10 protein-coding genes are annotated in these 20,710 nt (G+C 56.9%); 4 read left to right on the top strand and 6 right to left on the bottom strand.

Features of this window, described 5'->3' with window-relative positions; translation table 11 throughout:
- Nucleotides 1-183 precede the first annotated feature (183 nt).
- From NE623_RS04405 to NE623_RS04380, 6 genes are all read right to left on the bottom strand, one after another.
- Nucleotides 184-2,256 carry an elongation factor G gene (locus tag NE623_RS04405; RefSeq protein WP_256272193.1) on the bottom strand — a complete coding sequence of 691 codons (2,073 nt, stop codon included), beginning with the start codon at nt 2,254-2,256 and terminating at the stop codon, nt 184-186.
- Between the two features lie 502 nt (nt 2,257-2,758).
- Entirely contained in the window at nt 2,759-3,979 is a 1,221-nt protein-coding gene (locus tag NE623_RS04400) for an AfsR/SARP family transcriptional regulator (protein ID WP_256272194.1), read from the bottom strand.
- Between the two features lie 110 nt (nt 3,980-4,089).
- Complete coding sequence (locus NE623_RS04395; RefSeq protein WP_256272195.1) at nt 4,090-4,902, bottom strand: PilW family protein; 813 nt, start codon at nt 4,900-4,902, stop codon at nt 4,090-4,092.
- A complete protein-coding gene (locus tag NE623_RS04390; RefSeq protein ID WP_256272196.1) occupies nt 4,899-5,297 on the bottom strand; it encodes a type II secretion system protein in 399 nt (132 codons plus the stop codon). Before NE623_RS04390 ends, NE623_RS04395 begins: the two co-directional genes overlap by 4 nt.
- Before the next feature lie 6 nt (nt 5,298-5,303).
- Nucleotides 5,304-6,110 carry a hypothetical protein gene (locus tag NE623_RS04385; RefSeq protein ID WP_256272197.1) on the bottom strand — a complete coding sequence of 269 codons (807 nt, stop codon included), beginning with the start codon at nt 6,108-6,110 and terminating at the stop codon, nt 5,304-5,306.
- A gap of 28 nt (nt 6,111-6,138) precedes the next feature.
- Nucleotides 6,139-16,935, bottom strand: a complete 10,797-nt coding sequence (locus NE623_RS04380; RefSeq protein ID WP_256272198.1) for a prepilin-type N-terminal cleavage/methylation domain-containing protein — start codon at nt 16,933-16,935, stop codon at nt 6,139-6,141.
- Between the two features lie 289 nt (nt 16,936-17,224).
- Here NE623_RS04380 and NE623_RS04375 point away from each other — a divergent pair, with 289 nt between their 5' ends.
- The 4 genes from NE623_RS04375 (at nt 17,225) to pilM (ending at nt 20,698) form a co-directional block, all read left to right on the top strand.
- Complete coding sequence (locus tag NE623_RS04375; protein WP_256272199.1) at nt 17,225-17,704, top strand: hypothetical protein; 480 nt, start codon at nt 17,225-17,227, stop codon at nt 17,702-17,704.
- Nucleotides 17,691-18,482 carry a prepilin peptidase gene (locus NE623_RS04370; RefSeq protein ID WP_256272200.1) on the top strand — a complete coding sequence of 264 codons (792 nt, stop codon included), beginning with the start codon at nt 17,691-17,693 and terminating at the stop codon, nt 18,480-18,482. The genes NE623_RS04375 and NE623_RS04370 overlap by 14 nt, the downstream gene beginning before the upstream one ends.
- 88 nt (nt 18,483-18,570) lie before the next feature.
- A complete protein-coding gene (locus NE623_RS04365) occupies nt 18,571-19,782 on the top strand; it encodes a type II secretion system F family protein (RefSeq protein ID WP_256272201.1) in 1,212 nt (403 codons plus the stop codon).
- A 22-nt stretch (nt 19,783-19,804) separates the two neighbouring features.
- Nucleotides 19,805-20,698: a type IV pilus biogenesis protein PilM gene (gene pilM / locus NE623_RS04360; protein WP_256272202.1), complete on the top strand. Its 894-nt coding sequence runs from the start codon at nt 19,805-19,807 to the stop codon at nt 20,696-20,698.
- Nucleotides 20,699-20,710 lie beyond the last annotated feature (12 nt).

Here is a 20,710-nt window from a genome sequence, read left to right as displayed (position 1 = left end):
AACCGAAAACAATATCCTACCGTTTATCATCTACCCCGCCCCTACAAATGGGCTCCTATACGACAAACAGCACCTGACTTCCGGTCACACGCATACCGGGAATCAGGTGCTGTTTTTACTGTTTAAAATTCTTTTTCGGTTCCTTTTCTTATAAGAAAAGGAACAAACCAAACGCTCCGCACCTTACTCGTCGTCCGCCAGGTTGCCCAGTGCCTTGGCCTGCTCAATGACCTTGGCTTCCAGCATCTGGGGCAGGGTCTCGTAGCGGACAAAGTCAAAGGTAAAGTACCCGCGGCCCTGGGTCAGCTGGCGCAGGAAGGTAGTGAAATCCTGCATCTCCGCTACAGGCACCTCGGCCTCGACAACCTGCAGGCCGTCCTCGTCCGGGTTCATACCCAGCACGCGGCCGCGGCGCTTCGTGACCTCGCCCATAATATCGCCGGTGTTGTCGGCGGGGACGTGGGCCTTCAGTGCGCCGATGGGCTCCAGCAGGATGGGGCCGGCCTCGGGGATGGCCGCCTTATAGGCCAGCTTCGCGGCCATAATGAACGCCATTTCGCTGGAATCCACAGGGTGATAGCTGCCGTCCAGCAGGGTGGCCTTCATGCCTACCATCGGGTAACCGGCCAGCACGCCGTGCTCGGCCGCCTGACGGACGCCCTTTTCAACGGCGGGGAAGAAGTTCTTCGGCACGCTGCCGCCAAAGACGTTCTCGGCAAATTCAATGCCCTCACCCTCCACAGGCTCGAACTGAATCCAGACATCACCGAACTGGCCGTGGCCGCCGGTCTGCTTCTTGTGGCGGCCCTGTGCCTTGCAGCTCTTGCGGATGGACTCACGGTAGGGCACACGCGGGGTTTCCAGCGTGATTTCCACGCCGAACTTATTCTTCAGTTTGGCCAGCGCAACCTCCAGATGCTGGGTGCCCAGGCCGCTGATAATCTGCTGCTTTGTCTCGGCGTCCACCACAAAGTTGATGGCCGGGTCCTCCTCCATCAGGCGGGCCAGCGCGCCACTGACCTTGCCCTCGTCGCCCTTCTTGGCAACCTTGACTGCCATACGGTAGCAGCTGATGGGGTACACCGGTGCGGGCAGCGCCACAACGCGGGCCGGGTCACACAGGGTATCGCCGGTCTTGGCGGTGGCCAGCTTGGCAACCGCGCCAATATCGCCCGCGGCGATCTCCGGGGTGTCGGTCTGCTTCTTGCCGCAGACGGTCAACGTCTTGCCCAGACGCTCCGGCTGGCCGGTGCGCGCATTGACGGCGCTGCTGGTGGCGCTCAGCTTGCCGGACAGCACCTTGATAAAGCTCAGCTTGCCCACAAACGGGTCTGCTACGGTCTTAAAGACGTAGGCGCACAGCGGGGCGGCGGGGTCGGCGGTGATTTCCACCGGCTCGCCGTTGGCCTCGCCCACAGCGGCGGCGGTGTCCGCGCCGGGCAGCAGCACATTCATATTGTACAGCAGCATATCCAGTGCCTGCATATTGACGGCACTGCCGCAGAACACAGGGGTAATCTGGCCGCTGCGCACGCCTGCGGCCATGCCCTGCACGATTTCCTCGGTGGTGAAGGCCTCGCCCTCAAAGAATTTCTCCATCAGGGCCTCGTCGGTCTCGGCGATGGCCTCGCTCATAGCCTGAATCAAGCCCTCAAAACGGTGGCCGATGTCGGGCACGTCAATCTGGACCTGCTTGCCACCCTCATACTTGAAGGCCTTCTGGCTGAACAGGTTGATGTACGCCACGGTGCCGTCATCCAGACGCACCGGCACAACGCAGGGGCAGACGCTGGGGCCAAACTTAATCTTCATCTGCTCCAGAATCTTGAAGTAGTCTGCGTTCTCCAAATCGGTCTTTGTCACAAAAACCATCCGCGCTTTGTTGTTTTTCAGCGCCAGCTGGTAGGCCTTCTCGGCACCGACGGTCACGCCGGAACGGCCGGAAACGCAAATCAGAACGCTCTCGGCTGCCATAATGCCCTCGGCCGCGCCGGTCTCAAAGTCGAACAGACCCGGTGCGTCAATCAGGTTGTACTTCACACCCTCGTACTCAACAGGGACGACGCTGGAATTGAGCGAAGCCTTGCGACGGATTTCCTCGGGGTCAAAGTCGCTGGCGGTGGTGCCGTCCTCGACGCGGCCCATACGCTCGGTCGCGCCACTCATATAGAGCAGTGCCTCGGTCAGCGTTGTTTTGCCGCAGCCGGCGTGGCCGGCCACCAGAATGTTGCGGATGTCTTTGCTTGCATAGCCCATGATCGTCAAACCTCTTTTCGCGCCGGGGCGGTTTGCCCCGCCCTGCGGCGTTGATATTCTTTGGCGGCGGAGCGATTTTTGAACACTCCCGCCTGTTTAATACTACTTTACCACATTGTTGTGGAAATTTAAACAGTTTTTTCGGATTTTTTGTAAAAAATTTTAGGCAAAAGATTGTGGAAAGTGTAAAAAATCGAGGTTGATAGGGTGTTGTTGTGTCCGGTGAGGCTTCCCGGGGACGGCATATAGCAGCAAACGGCGGCGGGGTGGGGGTCACCCCGCCCTACGGATGAACCCAAAACGATACCCCGCCGTTTATCATCCGCCACGCTGTAGGGGCCGGGCACGCCCGATCTGGTTGCACCCCACAAACGCTCATTACCGGGAACGGAATCCATCCGGCTGCGGCCAGGGCGCGTTCACTTCCCCCATCACACAGCCTTCCCCACACAAACCAAAATCGCCCCCGCCAACTTTGGCGGGGGCGATTCATATTACTGAATTATTTCTTTGCCGTTTTCCTGCGGCAGCGGGCGCGTCCGCCTTCGGGCTGAATCTCCGGCACGTAGAGGCTGTAACTCAAAAGATAGCGGCCGTGGGCGGGCAAGCGGTAGAAGGACGCCTTGATGCGCTCCAGCGGGCTGGAGCCGGTCTCGGCGGCGCTGCCGGTCAGCATAACCACGTACTGCATCTCGGTGTAGCGGGCGGCCACATCGCACTGGCGCAGGCTGGTGTGGATAAGCTCCCCCAGCTGCTCCACCATAATGGAGGTCTCCGCCGGGTCGGCGTTCTGGCCGGGCGCCACCGTGATGATGGCCAGGAAAACCGGCAGGCTGTAGCGCACCTGCACACCGCGCTGCACGCGGTAAATCTCTTTAAACGTTTCAAAGTCACAGACGCAGGCGCCGGTGTCCTCGGTGTCGGGCAGGGCGTCCACAAGGCGCGAGACCTCGCTCTCACGGTTGCGGTCGGCCTGACGCATCTGGCGGTAGGCGGAGCCGGCGCGGCCCGGCTCAATGGCGTGGTGCAGGCAGCCCATAGCCGCGCCGCGGCGGGCCAGATCCTGCGCCTCCGCATGGCGGCCCAGTGACTCCAGCGCAACGATTTTTTCCAGATACAATCGCTCCTCGTAGGGGTCCAGCTCCAGCGCATGGGTACACAGCGTGACGATGCGGGTGCACTCGCCCCACTTTTTGCACAGTTCCAGCAGACTCAGGGTGGCGGTGCGGTACAGGCCGTGCAGCCGCACGCTGACGCCCTCCACCCACGGCTCGGACGCAGACTGCGGCAGCAGGCGGCCGCGGTACAGGTCGATAATCTGCTCATAGAGCTTGGCGCGGCTCTCAGGGCTTTCCTCCTGCCGGGCCTGCGCAGACAAGCCCTCCAACGTAAACACGTCCACGGCGCAGTCCAGATTGGGGTTCCACTGGTAGCAGCCGCGGCTGGTCACAATGCAGTTCTGCAGCTCGGTCAGGCCTTCGGCCTCAATCATATTGCGGAAGCGGTGCAGAATGGCACGCAACGCCATATCCGGGTTGGTGGAGCGCTCCCCTGCCCAGAGGGCATCGGTCAGCAGCTTGTGGGGCACACGCTGCCCACGCTGCAGCACCAGATACTGCACCAGCGCCGTGGCCTTGCGGGAGGTTGCCAGCTGCGCCAGCGCCGGCTTGCCGTTCACCAGTATCTCAAAATCGCCCAGCATCCTAATTTCAATCGTTGCCATTTCGTCACCTTCGGTATCCTTTTACTGTTTCAAAGTATAACAAGTTTTCACTCGTTTGTCCAGTAGTTCTATGCCGTTTTTGCTTTATCTTACCAAATTTTATTTTACCCTCACGATTCCGAGGACGCCTTGCCGTCCCACGTGCCGGGCGCATACAAAATGGTCGGCGCGCCTGGCAGCGGCACAATCGCCTTCTGGGTGCACAGCGGTACAGCCGTGCCGTCACTGCCCATTTTGGAGACCGTCAGCACCACCGTCATGGCCGTAATGCGCGGCGTATCGGTCGGGTCCGGCTGTGACCAGCTGCGGGCATAAAAGTGCAAATCGCTGATGTACAGCCCCATGTAGGCATCCTTGGGGTAGGCGGTTGTGTAGGCGTAGGCCATATAGTCGATGGCTGGGATGCTTCCACCGTTCGTGTCCGTTCCGGCCGTCCTGTTGTGCTGCGGGTTGCCGTACTTGTCGTTACCATTCAGGGTGTCACGGTAGTAGCGCATATGCAGGTAGCCGTTCAGGTCTGCGGCCTGTGCCTCGTCCAAAAGCGCCGTGTTATCACTCTTTTTCAGAGCAGGCACAAGGTCCTTATCCAGTATTTCAATATGGTTGGGGTAGACGCTGAATTCCAGCGCTGTGCCGTCACTGTAGCTTGACTGTGCATCAAACACACTGTTCAGATTGGCTTCATCGGTCGCGCCGTTGGTAAAGCGGATATACCCATTTGCGTGCATAACCTCGCCGCGGATGGTTTCAATCAGGGCATCGGCCAGATTCTGGGCGCGGGTCTGCTGCTGAATCTCCATATACGCCTGCGCGCTGGGTTGTATCAGCGTGACCGCCGCCAGCGTGAACAGCGACAGCAGCACCATGCAGACGATCAGCTCCACCAGTGTTGTGCCGTTTTTGTTTCTGACTGGCTGCATCATTGTGCGTTGTCCCCCGTTCCCGGCGTTGTGGCCGTGGGCTCTTTATAATAGCGGTGGAACGTGTAGTTTTCTTCTTTTGTGGTGCCATCCTCGGTCACTTGGGCCTGTGTTTCCACACTTTGCAGCTGCACTCTGTCAACGGTAAACTGGTCAAAACTGAAGCGCAGGCTCTCTTTTCCGGATTCCGTCTGCCAGCTCGGTCCAGTCCCCCCTGTCGGGTAGAGCCCGGCGCAGAAGGCGTAGGCGGTTTCCCGCAGGGTTTCCGCCTTGCGGGACATAGCGCGGGCGTACCGCAGCGACACCACAAACATAGCGGTAAACATCAGCAGCAGCATAAACGAGACAACCACTTCCACAATGGTCTCACCGCGCCGATTTTGCAATATTTTTTTCATGGGCGGTCACTCCTGTGTTGTAGTTGTTCTCTGCTTGACGCCGCGCGTGTAGGTGATGCCTTCCGGGCTATTGGTGTTAAAGTGCGGCACGATCCGTTTGGCTTCGCTGCCCTGGGTGATTGTGACGGTATCACCGCCAGCAGGCGGATTAAATGTGTTAGGGTTGTCATTACTCCATGTATAATGCGTAGTAGCGCTATCCAGTGTATAGTAGCTTACATCATAATGCACCGCACGGTCATAGGTTACTGTGTAGGAGAAGCTCTCCCCGTCCTTTTTCACCGTGACCGTCACATCAAGCTGCATATCCACCAGCTTATAGCTATCGTTTTCCCAGTTGCTCAGTACCGTCTTCCATTGACCATCACCGGAGCTGATAGACAATCCTACAACGGAGGAATTCAGGTTCAGCTTGTCCGCCTCCTCGCCGGGGCGGCGGCGCAGCGTGACGTGTATTTCATCCGCACCGTCGCTGCCGTCCGCGCTTAGGGTTGCGTCAAAGGTAGTTGGCTTGGGGGCCTCCTGCTCAAACGGATCATTGCCGTAAAACTCGCTGGTCATATAAGTATTATTCACGAATTTGGCAAAGCTGCTGGTTGCATCATTCAGCTCTTCACCCAGCACGTCAGAGAAGCCCGTGGCAAGCTGGTAAACTTCCTGCTCCAGCAGTTGGCGGTTGGCGTTGGCCGTCAGCACAGAGGCTGCGTACACCAGCGCTGCCGACAGTGACACAAACACCGCCCCAATGCAGAGCACTAATATCATGGAAAGCCCCTGCCTGTCGCGCAGGATACTGCGTGCTTTTGGGCGCATACTGCCACCTCCTTTTTTGTGGTTACAATCAGGCCGCTGGCTGTTCTGCGGGCGGCTGTACAGTTTGTTCGGGTTCTGCGGGCGCAGCGGTTTCCGGCGTCTTTATCTGCACAGGTGCAGTTTCCATCAGCACTGTCGGCTGCGGTGCTGCCTGCACAGCTATTTCGGGCTCGGTCTGCTCATCCGTTATGTCATTAACTGCCACAACAAGCCGCGGTTCTGTCGCCTCCTGCGTGGTGGGTTGCGGCGCGTTGACCGTAACCAGCGTTTCTGCGGATGCAACAGTCTTGTCATCCTCGCCGTTATCGGCTTTATACGGCAGCGCTTTAACCGTCACAGTTTGGGTGTTCTTCGCCAGCTCGCCGCTGCCGCCTTCCGGCTGGTTGAGCAGCTCCGGCAAGGTCAGGCGCAGTACGTTGCTGTCTGTGCCCTGTACAAATTCCAGCATCGGCACAACATCAACGGCATAGTAGGACGTAGTATCACTACTGACCAGCTTGCCGGTCAACCGCGTTGCGCGGCTGGTCCAGACCTTGCTCCACGAGTAACCGATAACAGTGTCGTTTTCGTCGGTTGCTGTTACCTCCGTCGGCAACAGGCTCAGGTCATACCAGACGCGGCCATCGGCTTCGGTCTTGGGGATTTCATATGTCAGCAACTTAGCTTCCTCACCGGTCAACGCAAGCCCAACAGTCTTTTCCACCTTCTGGATTTCACCAATCGGGTGTTCCTTACCGTCAGCGTTCGTATATGCCTGATTGTTTACCGTGACCGTCACCGTATACGGCACGTCATCCTCATTATACGGCTTCACCGTGAACTGATAGCGGTTTGTCAGGCTGCGCGTTTCGCCGTTGTCCGATGTATACAGATTGCCAATCGGCCATTCGACCGTGCGGCGAGTCAGAGTAAGCGTTTCTGTACCGCTCGGCATAGCGCCATCAACCGGTGCGTTCTGATACAGGTTCACCTCTTGCGTATACTCAGCTCTGCTGTTATCCGCCTTCGGTGCGTCCAGTTTAATGGCAGGCAGCTGCATATCCTGGGCAACTGTCGAAGCGTCAGCGGTATAGTAGTACCAGTTCGATGCTGCATCGCTGCTGCCGGCGGGGGTCATACTGCGCAGGGCAGGCAGCAGCCAGCGGCGGGCATACTCCGGCTTCATGGTGAAGCTGCTGCTGATGCTGATGCTAGCGCTGTTCGTGGTGCTGGTTGCAGTGGGTTCGCCGCCGTCCTTGTTATCATCGGCAATAATGCGCAGCACGCGGTCGGTATCGGTTGCATCGGTCAGCATTCCATCAAGTGCGGTTTGCAGTGCCGTCAATGCCATGGCCTTTTCGGCGGGCGTTTTGCTGCTGCTGTCCTGATAGGCCGCTGCCAGCTCGGCGATTCTCTTATAATCAGCCACATCTTTAAACAGGTAGCCCGTATAGTAGTAGCTTGCCGCGCCATTTTCGCTCACATTTAGGGTCAGAGTTTCGCTATGCAGGAAGTCCTCCTGACTGGGCGTCCCATGGCTCAGCGATGCACTGCTTACAGTCGGGGCGGCAGTACGGTTGGCGATCACTGCATCTGCACTGACGCCGTTCGCACTGCGGAAGGAGTCTCCTTCCTTGCCCTCGGCCACGACATAGAAGCGCAGGGTCTTACCCTGGTACTGCTCCAAGTCGACCGTGTAGCCGGTTTCTGTAATGCCTTCCCACTTGCAAAGATATTTCCATGCATCGCCGTTTTTCTGTTCAGCGTAGAGGGTATAGCTCGCCACATTGCCCGTACCGGCAGACCACGTAACCGTGTAGTGCAGGGCATCGGCGTTGTTGTCCTCCACCTGGCTGATGCCGTCCACAATGCTGACGGCGGCCAGACGCTGCATAACCGCGCAATCCGCCGTCCCCGCCGCGCCAATGGCATTCTTCTCACTGTTATCCTTGGTGTTCGGCACACGGGTGACATGAATCTGCACCTTGTCATACTGCCAGCTTGTTGCCAGTACATCCTCGACACAGAAATTCAACGTATACTTACCATTCCCATCAAACTCCACATGGCTGGCCAGCGAGTTATTTTTTTCGTCTTTCGGCTCAAGTTTTTCTTTGATTGTTACGGTCTTTGTCTGTCCGTTTTCGTCCCGAACCGTCTGGGTGGAATAGCCATACAGTGTAATGGCGTAGGTATGTTGCTTTTCGTCGAGAGTTGTGCCGTCATTTTTGTACTGTGTCCACGTGAATGTGTAGTTCAGCTTGTTCTCGGCATCGGGGTTAAGGATTGTGCCTGTTGCCTCTTCGCTTACCATCGGCGCGGGCAGGATGTTCAGCCTCAGCTCATCACGGCGGATCTGGTACATAATAAAGTCTTTTTTCGTTGTATTGCCAAGTCCCCATGGGTCATCCGGCGCAAAGAATTGCAGCGGTGTCAGGTGGGCATAGCTGAATGTACCGTCGTCATTGCGTATAATTTCAATACCGTTATACCAGCTGATAGGCTTGCTCTCCCCATTTTCTTCGATAGCTGCAGCGGCCTCATCCGGCGAGTCGGTTTCGCCCCAACGAGTTACAACCTGACTGTACCCAGCATCAACTGGCACAGAGATAACCTGCAAATCGGTATAAGTACCGTCAAGAGCCTCATCAGGCAGATTGTCCAGCACAAACTCAGATTCTGTGCTGTACACGGGTTTTGTCACGGCGGCCAGCGTCACATACTGACCTTTCAGCGATTGCCCATTAATAGTTTTATCCTCGCCGCCGTTCTGTTCACCTGCGTATTTGCCAAGCAGCATTACACGGTACCGGGGTACGATGTTCAGAATCGTGTTCGGCGTAAAGCTAAGTTTTACCGTAATTTTCAAATCATCTGTATTAGTACCGCTGATTATAGGCTTGCCCTTGTTTCCGTAAGTAGCGGTGGAGTGAGTTACGTCAAACGCATTACCATGGACAAGGCCGGGGTTACCTACCTCCTGATTCTCTTTCGTGCCATCAAAGTATGTTTTGGGAATGCCAACTGCCTCGTCATACGTCTGCGAATCCATCCACTTGTCTGTACTTGCATCGGCGGGGGTTGCTTTTGCGCGCAAGCGGGTTGCCTCGCCAAGTCCCTGTGTTATGGGGACCTCGGGGTTTTCCGGCGTAACTGTAATTTCAGTAGTTGAGCGGTTCAACAGATATGCCTTAATCTCACAGGAAACACCTTGGTACGCACTTGCATTTTTCAACACAAGATATTGTCCATAAGCCTGACCATCGGTGTTCTTCTTTATCAAACGCACTTCCAGTTCGGGCGTAGGTAAGGGGCGCAGGAATGTAACCTCGCCGGTGGTTTCTTCCTCCCCGGCATTTACTGCACCATTCACAGCCTTAACGCCAATATAGAAGTTTGTGCTGTCACCAAGGGCTGTTGCCATATCGTCATCGGCATCAAACAGATACCGCGTACCGTACACAACAATATTTGTGTAGTTCTCCCCCAGCGGCACAAAGTTTCCATTCTCATCGGGTTTATACAGTGTAACCAAATAATGGCTGACTTTTTGCATGGTATTGCCGGTAATCACAGCATCATTCGTTGGGGCTGTCCATGTAACCTCATAGCGGCCATAGACAGTTGTGCCAGTATTGTCATGGGTAACATTCAGGTTTGTAACCTTATCCGGCGTACCCACATCCAACATCGTGCTGTAATAGTTTTGAATCAGCTCGTCAGTGATGTCCGCCATGCTCGGCGTTGTATCACCGTCTTGGTCTTTGTACCACAGTAAAATTTTCGCACACTCACGCGTATCACTTGTTGTTGTATTCAAATAGCGGCGAATTTCGCGCAAGCTCCCGTCCGTCGGCGTATTGATAAAACAATATTGCGTGTCAACGTCATCCACTTTACCGTTATTCATCATACCGGCAGCAAAGAAGCGGGCTGTTCCGTCAGCCATGGAGTTATTAACACCGGCAAAGAGACGTGTGCCGTAATAATAGTTCTGTGTATTGTTCGTGTTACCCCAAATTCCTTGTGCGCCTCTGTTTTGTACCTCCTCATACATTGTTTTCATGGCTTTATTATAGCCGTTATTAAAGCTGAATGCTGCATCCATAAAATAGTTGCCGTAGGCCACTATATTTTCACTGCCGCGGTTCGTTGCAATAGGTGCCAAATAAGAGCTGTGGCCATTGCTGTATGCCGTTGTACCGTTCTGATCATACAATGCAAAGCAGTTTGTAACAGTTGTAGAGGCTGTTGTAGCACTACCGCTACCGCGGTTGCCGCAGATACCCGCAATAATAGACTGTTGGTTCTTGGGCGATATATCAATTTTTGTTGCATAGTTACGGCAACGGTCAATGTAAACCTCGACCTTATCCGGGTTCGACACACTGCCGCTGCCCCACGGGCCAAGCCAGCCCATAATGCCCGCTGCAAGAGATTCGCACTCCATTGTCACGTCGCCGTTTACACAATCCACAATATTGATGCGCAGATAGTCATTTGCACCGTCTGCCATCAGTACCTTGCCCAAAATACCCGCAATATCGTTTGCGCCGTATTTCTTTGTTCCCTCCCAAATACCATAGGATTTTATATCTCCATGGTTCTGGCAAGACAGGATACTTGCCGTACCACCGGGAGTAGGCTTGTCAAAATAGCCCACAATACCGCCGATTGTACCAGACTCATCGCCGGAGTTCGTGTTGGTGCAAAGATTTCCGAAGTTGAACGACCGTTCAATGGTGCCGCCATTTTTCAGCCACGATGCAATAATACCCCCGATAAAGTTGGAGCCGCTGTCAAACACCGTACCATAGTTGACGCACCGGCGGATAACCCACTTGTCATCGTTGGTATTCTGCTGCACGCCGATAATGCCGCCGACGTAGGCAATATTTTTATTCTTTGTATTTGTTGTATCGTCATCATCTGTATCGTTTTTTCTGGTAAACCGGCGCACGGCGGCGCAGTTTACCAGTGTGTTCAAATCGCCGGTGGCCTCGTTCATGCCAATCATACCGCCGACTTTGGAATCATCGGTCGTGTTGTCGGCATAGACAAACCACTTGCCCGTGGCATCGTTGGTCATGGTGCCGCTGACGCTGTTAAAGCCCGCAATACCTCCCAGATAACCGCCGGCTTTATCGTTTGCCGAAGTCCGCCCACGCAGACCCACCAGCAGATCATTTTTGGAAAGACTGCTGTTATAAACATTGTCGTAGCCGCCGTCAGAAACCGTATCAACACCCTTCAATGCGCTATAAGTGCCTGTGCCATCGTTCTTCATATCGGCAACCATAGCATTGATATCGCCGTTGGTTTCGTCCAACCAATCGTTCACCTGATTGACAAGGGCAGTCCCTCTGTTTGCCGTAAATGCCCCCTGAGCGCCGCTGTTGGTGATGCTGCCGCTGTTGGAGCCTGCAATGCCGCCCACAAAGCCAAACCGTGCCGTAATGATGCTGCCGCCGTTTGCTGTGGTAGCAACATAGCTGCTTTCCACCGTGCCTTTATTTTGCCCGGCAATGCCGCCCACGTGGCTGGCACTGCTCAACTTTTGCTCGGTGGTCTGGCTGTCGCTCAGTGCCGATGCGCCCTGCACCTGCAGCGTGATGCTGGCAACCGTGCACCCGGTAACCTCGCCACCGTTCAGGCCGACAATGCCGCCCACCGTATCGCCGGTGTTCGTTGCGCCATTTATAATGTTGCTGGCATTGTTTGTATCGGCCGTGCCCAGCACGCCCTGATAGGTACACTGATCCAGAGTGCCGCTGTTGCTGCCAACAACGCCGCCCAGATTCACATATTTAACCAGATTGTCCGTCACGTCCAGCGTGACATTTGCAGTATTGACTTTTCCGCTATTGGTACCAACCGCGCCGCCAAGGTTGACTATGTCCGCGTTGGCAGTCAGGCCGTTCAGATTCAGCGAGTCATTCCTAACCGTAACATTCTGCACATTACCGCTGTTGTTGCCTGTGATGCCGCCCACGTTGGTTGCCTTGCTGTTGAACTTAACTAGGCCGGTCAGCGTCACATCTTTAATTGTAGCGCCGCTGTTGTTGATGGCCGCCACCGCACCGATGCTCTCACCCGTGGCGGTGATTTCACATTCCGCAATGCTGCCGCCGCTGATTGTACCGTTATTGATGGGGGTAATGCCCGATGCGTCACCCAGTGCCACGCCAACCTTTACATTGCCGGATACCTGTGCACCAGTAATGCTTGCTTGGGCCGTGTTTGTGCCGGAAATACCGCCCGCATAGCCGTTGGTGGCGTACACAGTATAGCTGTTGGCGGCTGCAGCGGCGGTGTTCCGGCAGTTTTCAATCATGCCGCTGCCCTCATTGTTGCCCGCAATGCCGCCCGCATACTGGCCGTTTACACGCACATAGCCGCCGTTTACCAGCTGCACATTACTGATGCTTGCATAGTTTGCGCCAGCCGCGCCGCCCGCGTAGTTGCCGGTTGCCAGAATCGCACCGCCAACCTTGCCGCCCGAAATGGTAGCAGGGTTCATGCCGCGGGTGTTGTTGCTGCCCGCAATGCCGCCCGCATAGCTGCCCGCCGTCACGTTGACATTCAGCTGGGTGTCATTTTTCAGCGTGACCATGCCGCAGTTCATGCCTGTGATACCGCCCGCGCAGTAATCCGCCTGCACCGCGTAATCAAGGCTGCTGTTTGTGGTATAAGTAATCATCGCATCCGGCAGGTTGACGCCCGCCACACCGCCAATCAGGCTGCTGCCGCGCACCGTTGCGTTGGTCTGCATCGCGGAATTTTCAATGTTTCCGTTGTTGACGCCCGCAATACCACCCAGATACTGGTAGCCGTCCTGCTGGCTGCCTAGGGCGGAATAGGTCTGGCTGTTTGTAATTGTGCCGTCGTTCCAGCCGGTAATGCCGCCCGCCACGCTCTCATGTGTAACCGCACCGTAGTTTTTGCAGTCGTCCAGCGTTGTATATTGGGCCGCATAGCCGACGATGCCGCCCGCAAAGTAGGCGCGGTCGGCCAGCGTCCGGCTATCGCTGGGGTTGGGCTGTGTCAGGGTAATGCCAGAAATTTCAAACGCACTCAAGCTGACACCCCCGCCCAGGATGCCGTTATTGTTGTATTTGCTCACACGGCCCATAGAGGCTGCGTTGCTTTGCGTGCCATTTGTGGCGTTGGTGATGATCAGCTTTGTTTCGCCGTAGTTGTAGCCGACAATGCCGCCCACATAGGCGTTGGCGCTGATATTCAGCTGGTTGGCAAAGCCAGTAAATGTGACCGTGCCTTGCGTGTTATAGGTCAAGCCGCTGCCAGCCGCAATCTGCAGCTTGCCGCCGTTATTATCAACCGAGGGAAGTATACGCTCCGTAATCCGTGCCGGGGCCGCCGACAGCAGGCAGTTATAGCCGATGATGCCGCCCGCAAGGCCCTCCGCCTCCACGCGGCCGTTTGCGGTTTGTGTGGCAAAATTGCCGGTTCCTGTTCCCTTGCTGCTTGTGACGGTAAACGTATTCGCACCAGACGCCACCGGCATATTGGCACCAATCACACCACCAACGCAGAGCTCACCGTGTACCAGCGATGTTTTTACATTAACCATGGGCAGATTGGGTGCCATGTTCAGGCCCACCATGCCGCCGACCGCCTTGCCACCGACATACACTGTCGTGCCGTCCGTGTCGGTTTGCGCCACAGCCTCGCCAATGACCTGACCCGTGACGGTCAGTTCGTCACCCTTTGTGTTGGTGATTTGTGCCGTAGCATCGTTATAACCAGCCACGCCGCCGACATAGTTTTTGCCGTACAGCACGGCGCCCATCGACACCGTCGTTGCCGTACCGTCCCATGTGAGGACAGCATTTGTACCATTGCTGCCGACCAGACCACCTACAAAGTCCGCGTAGATGGTTTCTTCTTTGCCGGATACCATGTAGGTGCTCAGATTTTTCAGCAGGGTAATGCGGCTGCTGTTGGTCGCATTGTCCGATGCCATGCTGTTGGTGCAGTTTTTAATTGTAGCCGTAGTTGTTGTGGCAGTGCCGGTTGCGCCCCACGTGGCATCATTCAGGCCCGCAATACCGCCCACATAGGCAGCATTCTGCCCAAGGCCCGCCACAAGGCCGGTGTTCTCCATGCTGCTGATGGTGCTGCCTGCGCCGTTGACCGACACAATACCGCCCACATAGCGGTTGCCGAACACATAGCTTGCGTTTGTGCCGCCGGTGACTTCCAGACTGCTGCCGGTAAAGCCGCCCGCAATGCCGCCCACAAAGGTACGGCCCAGCACATAGCCCTTTTGCACGCTGCAGTTCGTCAGCGTAATATTTTTGCCAAAGCCAATCAGGCCGCCCACAAAGTCACCCTTCAGCGGGCTGGATTCCTGGATGATGCCGTTTACGTCGTAGCCCTTCTGGATCTGGCTTGTCAGCGATGTGCCGGTCAGGTTGCTGCGGGTACTGCTGGTGCAGCCGGTCAGGTTGACATTCTGGGTGTAGCCCGCCAGGCCGCCGAAGAACTGCCCCAGCACACGGCTACCGCCCTCCGTGCTGCCCTGATAGTTAGCGCCCGCGCTGACCGTGCCGGTGTTGGCAAGACCGGTCACGGTTGCAGGCATTGTTGCGCTGTTGTAAATATTTCCTGCAATACCGCCCACAAAGCCGTTGCCTGTGACAGTAGCTGCGTTTTTGATGGCAGCATCTGCGTTGGTTTGGTCTGCCGTTATCAGCCCTGCCGCGTCCAGTGTGCCGAACACGCCGCCCACGCCGACACTGCGCCAGACGGTTTCGGTCGTTGTGCCGGGTTCCGCAGCGGCGGCTGTGTAGCGGGCTTTGTCATTCACCGTAGTGTTGTTTGCAGTGGTGGTTGCCTTATCCTGCAGCAGACCGGCTACGGTGACATTGCTGGCAACCTCCAGATTGGTTGCCGTGACACCGGTGCTGGTCTTATCTTTGGGTATGGCAACGCCCACGAGGCCGCCAATACCGCGCGGCTCGTTTGTATAGTAGGTATATTCTTTGTTATTTACTGGTTTTTTTTCTTCTTCACGCGCAGTTACTGTGGCCGTTTCGTCAAAGGGCAGCATAGCCAGCACCTGTGACTTCAGCGCGTTGTTGAGGCCGTGCGTCAGGCTGCAGTTTTCGAGTGTGCCGGTGTTGACGCCACACAGCGCACCCACCGCGCGGACCCCGCCGCGGTACTCTGTGTTTTGGTCATCTAACGCGCGCAGAACGGTGGTGTCCGTCAGCTTCAGGGTAGTGCCAGCAGCGGCGGCCTGCTCTACAGGGATAACCTCTGAGTTGACCTGCAAATCCACATCGCGCAGGGTGATATTTTTAAGTGTGCCGTTGTTCTCGCCCACGAGGCCGATATAACAGTCAAGCAGGCTATCATCTCTCTGCTTGCCCGTTGCCGACACCGACGTACCGCGCAGCTGCAGATTGGCAAGGGTAAGGTTGCTGCCGTTCAGCGTGATGCTATCGCTCAATTTCGGGATGGTCGGCCACGCGACAGGATTTTCTGTCGAAGGAACCTTCGCGACCGGCTTGCCGTTGGGTTCATCATTCGGGCAGTAGACCGTCACGCTGCCGGCCGTCCAGTTCAGCACACTGACGCCGAACCCCTGCGGGGTCATCGTATAGGTTGCGCCGCCTGTAACTTTCCAGCCATTTTCATCGACCCAGCGCGTATTGTACAGATGACGGTAATATTTCAGCTCCGCCTTTTGTGCCGTGGATTTTTCGGCAAACAGTGTGTTTTCGGTGTTTGTCTTTACCTCGGTGCTGGCGGTGTAGTTATCGTTGTATCCCTCCTTCGGCTGGGCCTGCATGGTGATGTAGAAGTCCTGCGGCTCAGTATTGCCGGGCAGCAAGCGGATAATGCTGAACAGACTTGTGTCAGCCGTATCCTTGTCATTTTCACAGGCGCGCAACAGGTCAGCGCTAGCCATTGCGTCCAGCGTCAGGACAAAACTGCCCTTATTGTAGCTCAGCGGATACGAAAGATCCGTTTCCTTTGTTATTGTTTCATTTTCACCGTAAATTTTGGTATGTAATTCGGTAATCTGCTCTGTTTTATTGCCCGGCAGCTTTATCTCGATCTCAAACAGCAGCTTATTACCAACCGCGCTGTAGGCCTTGGCGATATACTGTACCTGCGTGTCGCGGTTTTCATCGCCGTCCCAGCTCAGGGTCAGGGTCTCGGTATTGGACAAACGCGGGTTTTTGACCTTCAGCCGGGTCTGCTGCAGCTCCACCACGTTGACGCGGTCCTCGGCCGAGTAGTAACCCACCAGGCTGTCATTGCGGCGGTGGCTGTAGCTGCGGTCGATAATATTGGTCTGGCCGGTGCTGTCCGTAAAGCGCAGCTTGTCGGAGTTTGTATCGTAAAAAACCGAGTACACCTGCCCGCTGGCGGCATCAATCTCAATGCAGACAGAGGCATCCAGCAGCGATTCATCGTAGATATACTCGTCCAGTAGGTTATGCACAAGCTGGTTATTACTTGTATCGTCTGCTGTCTTATCGTAATAAAGGGCATAGATATTGCTGTTCAACTCGTCCAGCTCAGCCTGCGTATGATTTGTCGTATCAGTAAAATGCGTGCCGACATCGCCGACATCGCGCACCTGTGCGCGGAAATCATCCAATTCCCCTGCCGTATCCATGCGCGTCAGGGCAATCTGCGCCGCCTGGAACAGTGTGCGGGCGTTGGCCTCGTTTTTCTCAAAGCGTGCCAGACGGATGTAGCCAATCAGGCCGCCGCCCACAAGGGCAGCCAGAATCGCCGTGATGGCCAGCACGACCATCAGCTCCACCATTGTAAAGCCCTTTTTGAATTTTTTGTTGCTTTGCACCATAGATGATTCCTATATACTTCCTGTGCTTCTTTTCAGAAGGACATACTTCCAGACTATATATACTGCTATTATATCTAAGCAGGCGCGATTTCGCAAGAAATTTCCGCAGATTTCAACAAATTCACACTAAATATAGTGCCTGCCGCGGGATTTCGGGGCACTTTGCCCTATTTTGTGTTATATACCAACAAATCTTGTCGGACTTTTTGGAAAAATTCCTTGCAAATGGTGTTTTCACACGGTATACTGAAATGATCCGTTATTATAAGTAAGTAGAGGATGTGACACAATGCTGGCAGCACGACTGGGCGCATGGCTGCGCCATACGGGGGAGCGCTGGGGGAAAGCCTCCTTCCCCGAAAAGCTGGCTGTACTGCTGGCCGCTGCCGCCGTCATTTACACCGTGGTGACCGGCGCTGCCGAGCTGCGCTATCAGGCCCGCGCCCGGGAGGCGCTGGCACAGGTCAAGGCCGCACGGCTGGCGGCGCGTGCCGTATCCGCCCAATATTACGCGGGCGGGCGCACCTACGCCGACCAGACCAGCCCAGACGGCTTTGCCGAGGGCGTGGCCGAGGAGATTGAGACGCTGGGCTCGCTGCCCGGCACGGTGACGCTTTTGCAGATTAACGCCGACGGCTACACCGTGGAAAAGCTGCTCTACTGCGAAAACGGTATGTACGCCATCTATGATGCCGCGGAGGGCTACCGTGTTTTCCGTGCGGAGGACCGCCTGCAATACGGCGCGGAGGCCGGGTATGCTGCTTCTTGAGTGTCTGCTGGGGCTGATACGCTTTCTGCTGGGCGCCGCGCTGTTCAGCTTTATGAACGTAGTGGCGTGGCGTCTGCCGCGGGATATGGACCCGCTGAAGGGCCGCAGCATCTGCCCCCAATGCGGCCACACGCTGGAGGCTCCGGACTTGGTGCCGGTGTTCAGCTGGCTTTTTCTGCGCGGGCGTTGCCGCCACTGCGGTGCGCCGATTCCGGTGCGGTACTTCCTGGTGGAGGTTCTGGGCGGCGCGCTGGCGCTGGGCTGTACTTGGCGGTACGGCGCAGCCTACAGCCTGCCGGAGGGACCTTTTGGCATGAGCTGGGCCGCCCTGCTGGCGCTGGCCGTCTGCGGGATTCTTTTAAGCGTTGCGCTGATCGACGCCGAGACCCAGACCATCCCCGACCGCCTCAATGCGGCGCTGGCCGTCTGCGGTGTGCTGAGCGTGCTGCTTGACCCCGCCGCGTGGGGTGCGCACCTGATTGGGGCGCTCTGCGTCAGCGTACCGATGCTGCTTTTGTGTCTGCTGATTCCCGGCGCGTTCGGCGGCGGGGACATCAAGCTGATGGCAGCCGCCGGGCTGTTTTTGGGCTGGCAGCACACGCTGCTGGCAATGTTCTTCGGCATCTTAGGCGGCGGGTTCTACGGCATCTATCTGCTGGCCGCCAAAAAGGCTGATAAAAAGGACCACTTCGCCTTCGGGCCGTTCCTCTGCGCCGGCATTGTGATTGCCATGCTGGCCGGGCAGCCGATTCTGGACTGGTATTTCCGGTTTTTGTAAGGCAACACCGCACAATTCCCGCCTTACGGCTTAAGCACCGCTGCTGCGGCATTGCCGTAATTCTTGATTTTTCGGAGGTTTCTCCCCTATGCCACGTTTCCGCTATACTGCGACCAATGCAAAAGGCAAGACCGTCCGCGGGCTGGCCGATGCCCCCACCGAGGAGGCCCTGTACGCCAAACTGCGCGAGGACGGCCTGTATATGACCGCCGCGCAGGAGGCCCAGAAGAGCTACACCGCCTTCCGCCCGCTGAAAACCGCCCTGCTGGCGGATTTCTGCCGCAACCTCGGCACGCTGCTGGCCGCCGGTGTGCCGCTGGTGCGCGCCTTCCGCATTATGGCAGACGAGCGCACCATTGACGCCCGCCAGAAAGCCCTGTATGAGGCCGTCCTGGGCGAGCTGCGCAAGGGCGTGCCGCTGTCTGACGCGATGGAGTCCTGCGCGCCCGCTTTCCCGAACCTGCTGCTGGCGATGATCCGCAACGCCGAGGGCACCGGCAGCATCGACCACGCCTGCGCCCGCATGGCCACCTACTATGAGCGTGAGCACAAGATGAACCAGCAGGTCGGCAACAGCCTGATGTACCCCATCATCCTGAGCGTGCTGATTGTGGCGGTCATTGCGATTCTTATGACCTTTGTCCTGCCCCAGTTCAAGCCGATGTTCGACCAGATGGAGACTCTGCCCTTCCTGACCCAGCTGCTGTTTGACGTCAGCGACTTTGTCGGTGCCAACTGGCCGGTGCTGCTGGTGGTTATTGTGCTGGTGGTGCTGGGCTTCCGCGTGCTGCTGGCGCAGCCCAAAATCCGCCGCCAGTGGGACCGCTTTATCCTGCACGCGCCGGTTGTGGGCGTGCTGAACCGCAAAATCTGCACCGCCCGCTTTGCCAGCACCCTGTCCAACCTGTACGGCAGCGGCGTGCCCATCATTACAACGCTGGGCGCGGCGCGGGACGCCATCGGCAACCGGTGGATCGAAAGCCAGTTTGCCGACGCGCTGGACAGCATCCGTGCGGGCCACAGCCTCTCGGAGGCGATTGCCGCCATTGACGGCTTTGAGACCAAGCTCTCCTCCTCCATCGCAGTTGGTGAGGAGACCGGCAAGCTGGACACCCTGCTGGCCACCATCAGCGAAACGCTGGACTACGAGGCTGAAATGGCCACCAAGCGTCTGGTCACGCTGCTGGAGCCTGTTATGATTGTCATTATGGGTATTGTGGTCGGCGGCGTTGTGGCCGCGGTCATTGTGCCCATCTACCAGTCCTACGGCACCATCGGTTCGTCGTCCGGGGCTATATAAATTTTCTTTTGGAGGTCACCAAATGGCATCCCTTACCTCTTTATACTTGTGCAGCCGCACCGTGTATGCCGCGGTGGGCAGCCCCACCGCCAGGGGCGCACGCATCACCGCCGCCGCCAGCACCCAACTGCCGGAGGGCTGCCTGATTAACGGCGTTATCACCAACGAGGCAGACCTTGCCGAGGCGCTGAAGGCCTTTTTTGCCGACAACAAGCTGCCCACCGGCCGCGTGGCGCTGATTGCGGGCGGCTCCCAGTTCATGCACCGCATTATGGAGCTGCCCGCCATGAGCGAGAAAAAGCGGCTGGCCGTGCTCTCTCATGAGCTGTCCTCCAGCGGTGCCGAGACAACCGCCCCGCTGGACGATTATATGCTGCTCTCCCGCGATGCCAAGACCCGCACCGATACTGTGCTGGCCACCCGCGTGGAGCAGAGCGTCATTGCCGGATACGATGCCTTGGCCAAGGATGCAGGCTTCAAGCTGACCTGCATTGATTTGGGGCTGGCCGCGCCCATCAAGGCCGTGCGCACGATTCCCGCCCTGCAGAACGGCACCTTTGTGGTGCTGCAATTTGACGATGATACGATTTCTGCCTGCCTGTTCGTGCAGGGGCAGTACACCTACTCCACCCGCAGCCGCCTGTTCAACCCCCGCGGCACGGCGGAGTCCGGCACCGAGATTGCCCAGAAGCTCTCCGGCCTGATTCAGTTCCACATTGCCAGCAAGAGCGAGCACCAGATTGACACTGTCTACTTTGCCGGTGCGGACGCCAAGGATTTCACCGTCTGCCGCCCGGGCTGTGAGGCCCTTGCCCTGAAGGTGGAGCAGTTCCCGGATTCGCCCACCGTCAGCCTGCCCAAGGGCACGGCGCTGGCCGATGTGCTGTACGCCGCCGGCAACCTGATTGCACGCTGAACCGTACCTATT

Origin of the sequence: Gemmiger formicilis, from assembly GCF_024462815.1 — a bacterium.
Taxonomy (GTDB): Bacteria; Bacillota; Clostridia; order Oscillospirales; family Ruminococcaceae; genus Gemmiger.
This window is presented reverse-complemented; position numbering and strand designations above follow the sequence as displayed.

What these genes read in the sequence shown, in the direction of transcription:
- NE623_RS04405 (WP_256272193.1), bottom strand. Translation starts at nt 2,256, where the DNA reads ATGGGCTATGCAAGCAAAGACATCCGCAACATTCTGGTGGCCGGCCAC.
- NE623_RS04400 (WP_256272194.1), bottom strand. Translation starts at nt 3,979, where the DNA reads ATGGCAACGATTGAAATTAGGATGCTGGGCGATTTTGAGATACTGGTG.
- NE623_RS04395 (WP_256272195.1), bottom strand. Translation starts at nt 4,902, where the DNA reads ATGATGCAGCCAGTCAGAAACAAAAACGGCACAACACTGGTGGAGCTG.
- NE623_RS04390 (WP_256272196.1), bottom strand. Translation starts at nt 5,297, where the DNA reads ATGAAAAAAATATTGCAAAATCGGCGCGGTGAGACCATTGTGGAAGTG.
- NE623_RS04385 (WP_256272197.1), bottom strand. Translation starts at nt 6,110, where the DNA reads ATGCGCCCAAAAGCACGCAGTATCCTGCGCGACAGGCAGGGGCTTTCC.
- NE623_RS04380 (WP_256272198.1), bottom strand. Translation starts at nt 16,935, where the DNA reads ATGGTGCAAAGCAACAAAAAATTCAAAAAGGGCTTTACAATGGTGGAG.
- NE623_RS04375 (WP_256272199.1), top strand. Translation starts at nt 17,225, where the DNA reads ATGCTGGCAGCACGACTGGGCGCATGGCTGCGCCATACGGGGGAGCGC.
- NE623_RS04370 (WP_256272200.1), top strand. Translation starts at nt 17,691, where the DNA reads ATGCTGCTTCTTGAGTGTCTGCTGGGGCTGATACGCTTTCTGCTGGGC.
- NE623_RS04365 (WP_256272201.1), top strand. Translation starts at nt 18,571, where the DNA reads ATGCCACGTTTCCGCTATACTGCGACCAATGCAAAAGGCAAGACCGTC.
- pilM (WP_256272202.1), top strand. Translation starts at nt 19,805, where the DNA reads ATGGCATCCCTTACCTCTTTATACTTGTGCAGCCGCACCGTGTATGCC.